The organism is Collinsella sp. D33t1_170424_A12 (assembly GCF_015554865.1).
Taxonomy (GTDB): domain Bacteria; phylum Actinomycetota; class Coriobacteriia; order Coriobacteriales; family Coriobacteriaceae; genus Collinsella.
Genome location: NZ_JADNJJ010000095.1, coordinates 1 through 1,248, shown reverse-complemented (window position 1 = coordinate 1,248; position 1,248 = coordinate 1). Strand labels below are relative to the sequence as shown.

The window sequence follows — 1,248 nt, the reverse complement described above, 5'->3', positions numbered from 1 at the left end:
AAGCTAGTGAAGAGGACCTCATCCACCAACCCATCAGAGCGGAAATAACATTCAAGTTCGCGTCTGTACCCCTACCGGAAGAGATTCTCGTATGCACTCTTCCTATATGGACGATGGGGACGGGCACGATGGAATACTTTGATGAATTTGGACCCCGATCGAAGACCGTCGTAGAACCCCAAGACCTCGATACTTGCTGTTTCGCCATGAATCTGCAGCGCATGCAGAAGGGAACCCAGCCCATGCACACCCTTCCCAAGGGCTTTTACTGCAACGAGTTTCTCGACCTGAACCCTCTCGATATTCAGGATCTACTCGACTTCCAGAAAAAGTACGGGCGCATCACCGGCGCACGCAAACGCAAGCCTTATGACGAGGATATGCATGCAGTTCTACGCCCCGAGCCGGATGGAGATGTCTTCGCGGGCGCGCGCGAGCGCCGCCATGCGGATCAACTGTCGGGAATCAAGGCATCCCAAGCACTCTACGATGCTGTTCCGAACGAAGAATACGTAGATACCATGCTCATCAATCAACTGAGTGCCGTCTCGTTTCGCGAGGCAATCGCGACGGTGCTTGACGCGCAAGCGGTCGTCAAAGACCTGCTGCGAGTACAGCGGGAAGATCTTGGGCCAATGACGGTCCTAGAAGCCCTCAGCGCTAAGGAGGCCTCGGAATACCTATCTATAATCCTCGGAAAGGCGGTGCCCTTGATTCAGCTCGTGACGGAAGGAGCGGAGCACAAGCGCTTCTACGACCTTATCGACGGCGTCTTCATCCAGCTCGCACGCGGATTGCTCAATAACAACGCCTACCGCACCTGTGCTAATCCGGAATGCGGGCGCACCTTCACGCCGCGCGAAATGAACCGTCGTCTCGACACGCTATACTGCTGCTCCGCATGTCAGGAGCGCGCCAAGCGCCTACGATACGTGAACAAGCATTCGAAGTAGAAACGCTAAGCGACACGCTGCCCCGCCATGCGAGCGTCGGACTCATTTTGGGACGGGGTTATTTGTCCCGCCTTTTCACGCGAACCCCGTCACCCGATCACAAACCATGCCGATGCAAAGCAAAACGAGCACCCGCCTTCCGTCGGCATAGCAGCAGGTTTAACCTTCCTGAATAAGAAGGCGGGACAAATAACCCCGTCCCAAAAGAACGAGAGCGGGGCACCTCTCAGATTGGTGCCTGTCCCTAATCTGAGAGCGGGGCGCCTCTCAGATTGGTGCCTGTCCCTAATTTGAG

The 1,248-nt window shown here is 55.7% G+C and carries 1 protein-coding gene; it reads left to right on the top strand.

Annotated features, from left to right (window positions below):
• Positions 1 to 128 precede the first annotated feature (128 nt).
• Positions 129 to 953 carry a hypothetical protein gene (locus I2E26_RS04245; RefSeq protein ID WP_147587545.1) on the top strand — a complete coding sequence of 275 codons (825 nt, stop codon included), beginning with the start codon at positions 129 to 131 and terminating at the stop codon, positions 951 to 953.
• Positions 954 to 1,248: the final 295 nt, after the last annotated feature.

Bases quoted from the DNA above. Each gene is read 5' to 3' on its own strand.
- I2E26_RS04245 (WP_147587545.1), top strand. From the start codon at position 129: ATGGAATACTTTGATGAATTTGGACCCCGATCGAAGACCGTCGTAGAA.